The sequence below is a fragment of the Streptomyces sp. genome (assembly GCF_035644915.1).
Taxonomy (GTDB): Bacteria; Actinomycetota; Actinomycetes; order Streptomycetales; family Streptomycetaceae; genus Streptomyces.
In genome coordinates this window covers 1-5,265 of the sequence record NZ_DASQNP010000096.1, presented here as the reverse complement: position 1 = coordinate 5,265, position 5,265 = coordinate 1, and the positions used below count along the sequence as shown (strand labels likewise).

4 protein-coding genes are annotated in these 5,265 nt (G+C 74.1%); all 4 read right to left on the bottom strand.

Features of this window, described 5'->3' with window-relative positions; translation table 11 throughout:
- Positions 1–124: 124 nt before the first annotated feature.
- Entirely contained in the window at positions 125–997 is an 873-nt protein-coding gene (locus tag VE546_RS11510; RefSeq protein WP_324921277.1) for an AfsR/SARP family transcriptional regulator, read from the bottom strand.
- Between the two features lie 406 nt (positions 998–1,403).
- The gene (locus VE546_RS11505) at positions 1,404–3,059 is read right to left on the bottom strand and encodes an acyl-CoA carboxylase subunit beta (protein ID WP_414720453.1); all 1,656 of its coding nucleotides are present in this window, start codon (positions 3,057–3,059) and stop codon (positions 1,404–1,406) included.
- Between the two features lie 131 nt (positions 3,060–3,190).
- Entirely contained in the window at positions 3,191–4,120 is a 930-nt protein-coding gene (locus VE546_RS11500) for an MBL fold metallo-hydrolase (RefSeq protein WP_324921275.1), read from the bottom strand.
- Positions 4,121–4,246: 126 nt separating this feature from the next.
- Positions 4,247–5,131 carry a 4'-phosphopantetheinyl transferase family protein gene (locus tag VE546_RS11495; RefSeq protein ID WP_324921273.1) on the bottom strand — a complete coding sequence of 295 codons (885 nt, stop codon included), beginning with the start codon at positions 5,129–5,131 and terminating at the stop codon, positions 4,247–4,249.
- Positions 5,132–5,265: the final 134 nt, after the last annotated feature.

Genomic DNA, 5,265 nt, shown 5'->3' with positions numbered 1-5,265 from the left:
CGGGGCGGGGTGAGCGGGGCGGGCGGGACTGCGGGGTGAGCCGCGGGCGCCCGCCCGTCCCGCGTGCGCGACGGCGCCGGTCCGTGAGGGACCGGCGCCGTCCGGCGTTCGCCGCCCGCGGGCGTCAGACCAGGGGCACCTCGTACTCCGGGTGCGGCACCCGGTGCTCCCGCCCCCCGGAGAGCCGCCGGAACCGCGCGCGGACCGACGGCGACGGGTTCAGCACCTCCAGTTGCAGGCGCTGCAGTTCCGGGGAGGGTTCCAGGCCCAGTTCCTCGTCGAGGATGCGGTGCAGGTCCCGGTAGGCCTGCAGCGCCTCCGCGCGGCGGCCGGTGTGGTGGAGGGCGGAGATGAGCTGGCCGTGGAACCACTCGTTGAGCGGGTACTCGCTGACCAGCGCCCGCAGTTCGGGGATGGACTCGCGCTGCCTGCCGAGTCGGTTCTCGGCCTCGATGCGCAACTGCAGCGCCCTGATGCGCAGTTCCTCCAGGTGCACGATGCGTCCGGCCAGCACGTCGCCGGCCGGGATGTTGGACAGGGCGGGGCCCCTCCACAGGGCGAGGGCCCGGCTCAGGTGCTCGACGGCGGCCTCGGGCCTGCCGCTCTGGAGTTCGCTCTGCCCGCGCGCGATCAGACGCTCGAAAATCCTGATGTCGACCTCGTCGTCCTCCACCTGAATCACGTAACCCGGCGAGCGGGTCACCAGAAGGTCCCTCCCGGGCGGCGCCATGCCTTCCTTGGCGAACAACTTCCGGGCGTGGTAGATGTACGTCTGCAGCGTGGTGAGAGCGCTTTTCGGAGGGCGCTCCCCCCATAATTCCCTGATGAGCGAGTCCGAGGTCACTATCTCATTGGGACGGGTAAGGAGGAGCGCCAGAGTCTGACAGACTTTCGGCGTACTGGGCAGGTGCGACCTGCCGTCCTCGGCGATTATCTCAAAGGGTCCGATCAGATTGAATCGCACCTCATGCCCCCATGACGTCGCGTCGAGAACCATGAATTGCAATTACCGAACCGACGTCCACATGCTAGAGGCGCGCCGTGCGATTCCCCCCGGTCGACCCCGTGAAAATGTCAAATCTCACCGGGATCGACCGGAAAGGGAAGTTCCGCATCCTGTTCTTCCCGCGTATATGTGAGGAACGCCACGAAAACAGCTCGGACGAGTTATGGCATTCCTTTCCATCCCGGTCGCGACCGGGCCGCCCACGAGCGCGCCGGCCGGTGGGCGGACGACTGGGACTCCCACGGCGCCCGCCGCCCGGGCGTCCGCGGCGCGCCGGCCGTCCCGTCCGCCCCGGACGCTCCGTCCGTCCCGCCTGCCAGGGCCGCCGTGAGGACCAGCGCGAGGGCGGCCGTCTCCTCGGGGGTCGGAACGCCCCGCGTGATGCGCCAGACCCCGCTCACTGCGGCTGGTTCCCGTGCTTGCGGCCGGGCAGTTGCGCGTGCTTGTGCCGCAGCATCTCCAGCGCCCCGATCAGCGCGGCCCGGGTCTCCGCGGGGTCGATCACGTCGTCCACCAGGCCGCGCTCGGCGGCGTAGTAGGGGTGCATCAGCTCGGCCCGGTACTCCTTGACCAGTTGGGCGCGGGTGGCCTCGGGATCGGGGGAGGCCGCGATCTCCCTGCGGAAGATGATGTTGGCGGCGCCCTCCGCCCCCATGACGGCCACCTCGTTGGTCGGCCAGGCCAGGGAGACGTCGCAGCCGATGGAGCGGGAGTCCATCACGATGTACGCGCCGCCGTAGGCCTTGCGGAGGATGAGCTGGACGCGCGGCACGGTGGCGTTGCAGTACGCGTACAGCAGCTTGGCGCCGTGCCGGATGATCCCGCCGTGCTCCTGGTCCACGCCCGGCAGGAAGCCGGGCACGTCCACCAGCGTGACCAGGGGGATGTTGAAGGCGTCGCAGAACTGCACGAAGCGGGCGGCCTTCTCGCTGGCGTGGATGTCCAGCACCCCGGCCAGTTGCCGCGGCTGGTTGGCCACGATCCCGACCGGCTGGCCGCCCAGTCGGGCCAGGGCGCAGATGATGTTGGGCGCCCACAGTTCGCGGACCTCGAAGTACTCCCCGTCGTCGGTGATCTCCTCGATGACCGCCCGCATGTCGTAGGGCCGGTTGCCGTCGGCCGGCACCAGGTCCAGCAGGGCCTCGGTGCGCCGGTCCACGGGGTCGCGGACCGGTTCGTCGGGCGGCAGCTCGCGGTTGTTGGAGGGCAGGTACGACAGCAGGTGACGCACGTCCGCCAGGCAGGACTCCTCGTCGTCGTAGGCGAAGTCCGCGACGCCCGAGGCCGTGGCGTGCACGTCCGCGCCGCCCAGCCCCTCGTGGTCGATCCGCTCGCCGGTGACGGCCTGGACGACGTCGGGGCCGGTGATGAACATCTGCGAGGTGCCGCGGACCATGAACACGAAGTCCGTCAGGGCCGGCGAGTAGGCGGCGCCTCCCGCGCACGGTCCCATGACCACGCTGATCTGCGGGATGACGCCGGAGCCGCGGACGTTGCGCCGGAAGATGCCGCCGTATCCGGCCAGCGCGGTGACGCCCTCCTGGATGCGCGCCCCCGCTCCGTCGCACAGCCCGACGAGCGGCGCGCCGGCGGCCTCGGCCAGGTCCATGATCTTGTGGATCTTCTGGGCGTGCGCCTCGCCCAGCGCGCCGCCGAAGATGCGGAAGTCGTGGGCGTAGGCGAAGACCGTCCGGCCGTCCACGGTGCCCCAGCCGGTGACCACGCCGTCGGTGTACGGCTTCCTCCCCTCCATCCCGAAGCCGGTGGCCCGGTGCCGCCGGAACGGCTCGACCTCGGTGAACGACCCCTCGTCGAAGAGGAGGTCGAGACGTTCCCGGACGGTGAGTTTGCCCTTGGCGTGCTGGGCCTCGGTGGCCTTCGCGCCGGGCCCGTCGTGAATCCGTTGGCGCAGTTCCCTCAGCTCCGCCGCGCGCGCCCGCGCGTCGGCCGCGGCCCGGGACGCCGGGGAACGGCCCGGTCCCGGTACGTTCCCCGGGCGCCGTTCCCGCGACTCGGCACGACCGCCCGGCGGCGCTTCCTCGACGATGCTCACGTGTGCCCCTTCCATGACGAGCGACTCCCCGTCGGTGCCGGACCGCGGGGTCCGGCGGACATCTCCGAGGCTGGACAGCGGGGCTCAAAACGGACTCGAACCGCGGTTGACGCCCTCGCCGGCCGGCGTCCTCAGGCGCGGCAGACGGGCAGCCCGCCGTGGTACTCGACCATCTCCGAGAAGAGCCGCCCGACGTCCAGCGGCTGCCCCGGGGGCGCGCCGGCGGCCTCGGCGTACGCCCGGTGCAGGTTGGGGACCAGCCGCTCGGCGTCGAGCAGTCCGGCGTACGCGCCCAGGTCGGCCCCCCGCGCGGTCTCCAGCGGCGTGAGCCCGGCCGCGATCCCCCGCGCGGCCAGCTCCTGCACCCGGCGCAGGTACCCCTCGGTCACGTCCAGCAGTTCGGGGCCGCCCACCGGTCCGTGCCCGGCCACGACGGTGCGCGGGCCGAGTTCCCGCAGCCGCCGCACCGCCTCCAGGGAACCCGAGACCGACCCCATCAGGCAGAACGGCGTCGCCCCGGACATCACCAGGTCGCCGGTGAACAGGACCCGCTGCTCGGGGAGCCAGACGACGGTGTCGCCGGTGGTGTGCGCGGGCCCCAGGTGGATCAGGTCGGCGCGCACCCCGCCGATGCGCAGGGTGAGCCGGTCCCGGAAGGTGAGGGCGGGCAGCTCCACCTTCAGGTCGCCCCAGTGCACGTCGGGCCACAGGCCCGTCAGGTGAAGGCCCACCGCGTCCATCTCGGTACGGGCCCTCTCGTGGGCGACGATCACCGCGTCGTCGGCGAAGAGGTGGTTGCCGAAGGTGTGGTCGCCGTGCGAGTGGGTGTTCACCACCAGCCGCGGCGGCCCGGGGGCGATCCGGGCGACGGCCTCCTTCAGGGCGAGCGCCCGGGTCTCGGTCGCGGCGGTGTCGACGAGCGCGCACTGCCCGTCCGCGACGATGACGCCGGCGTTGTTCAGGCACCACCCCCCGTCCGGCTGCACGTAGGCGAAGACGTTCTCGGCCACCTCCTGCAGGCGGGGGATCGGCTCGACCGCGCGGCGCGCGTTCCCGTTCACTGGCACCTCCCGAGCGGCGGGTCGTGGGCGGTTCCGGGGGATTCCGGTGGACCGGTGCCACTGTGCGCGCCGCGGATCGAGCGCCGGTCGAGCCGCGGGGCGGGGGCGGGCGCGACGGGCGCGCCCTCACCGCCCCGGCTCCGGGTGCCGGGCCGGGCGCCGGGGGACGACCGCCGCCGCCAGGGTGCGGTCGAGCAGCGCGCCGGCCGCGGGGTCGCGGACGGCGCCGAAGGGCGCCGGGGCGACCGCCGCGCTCAGCGTCCACCTCCCCTCCAGCCGGTGGGTCTCGAACCGCCAGCCCCGGTCGTCGGCCGGGGTCCCGTCCGCGCGCAGCAGCCGCGTCCCGGCGGCCGGGGCGCCGGGGTCGCCGGGCACCGGGAAGCCGAAGGACCGGGGCGGCAGGCGCAGGCCGAGCCCCCGCGCCTTGCCGTAGGCCTCCTTGAGGGTCCACAGGCGGATCACGGCCGCGTTGCGCTCCTCCTCCGGCAGCCGGCCGAGCGCCGCGCGCTCGTGGCCGGTGAGCGCCTCCTCCTCCAGCCCGCTGCCGTACACCCGGCGCGCGGACGCCTCCACGTCGACACCGACGGGCCCGAGGAGGCTCAGCCCCACGGCCACCAGGTCGCCGGAGTGGCTCAGGCTGATCTCCAGGTGGCGGCAGCCGCGCAGGTACGGCCGGCCGTTCGGCTCACGGCCGAGTTCCAGCCGGGCGGGGTCGGTGCCCAGCACCACCCCCGCCGCGTGCTTGAGCAGCAGCCGGGAGGCGGCGAACCTGCGGCGCGGCCCGGGGCTGCGGTACGCGCGGTAGCGCGGGGCCTCCGACGCCAGCAGCCGGGACGGGCCGCCGTCCCCCCTGTCGTCCGCCCCGTCCGGCACCCAGTCGGAGACGTACCCGTACAGCAGGGCGTGGCCGTCGGCGGCCAGGGCCGACAGCGGCCGGTCCCACGGGCCGCGGGGGCCGCGGACGCGGGCGGGCGGGGCGCCGGCCGGGTCGTGTCGCTCCGCGGGCGGCACGGTCAGCCGCCCTCTCCGCTCCGCGCCGCCCCGCCCGGCACGGCGGGCGCCGGCGCCGGCCCGCCGGCGAGGCCGGAGCCGTACAGGTCGAGGGTGCGGCCCTGCCGGCAGCGCTCCGCGGCCTCCGCCAGCAG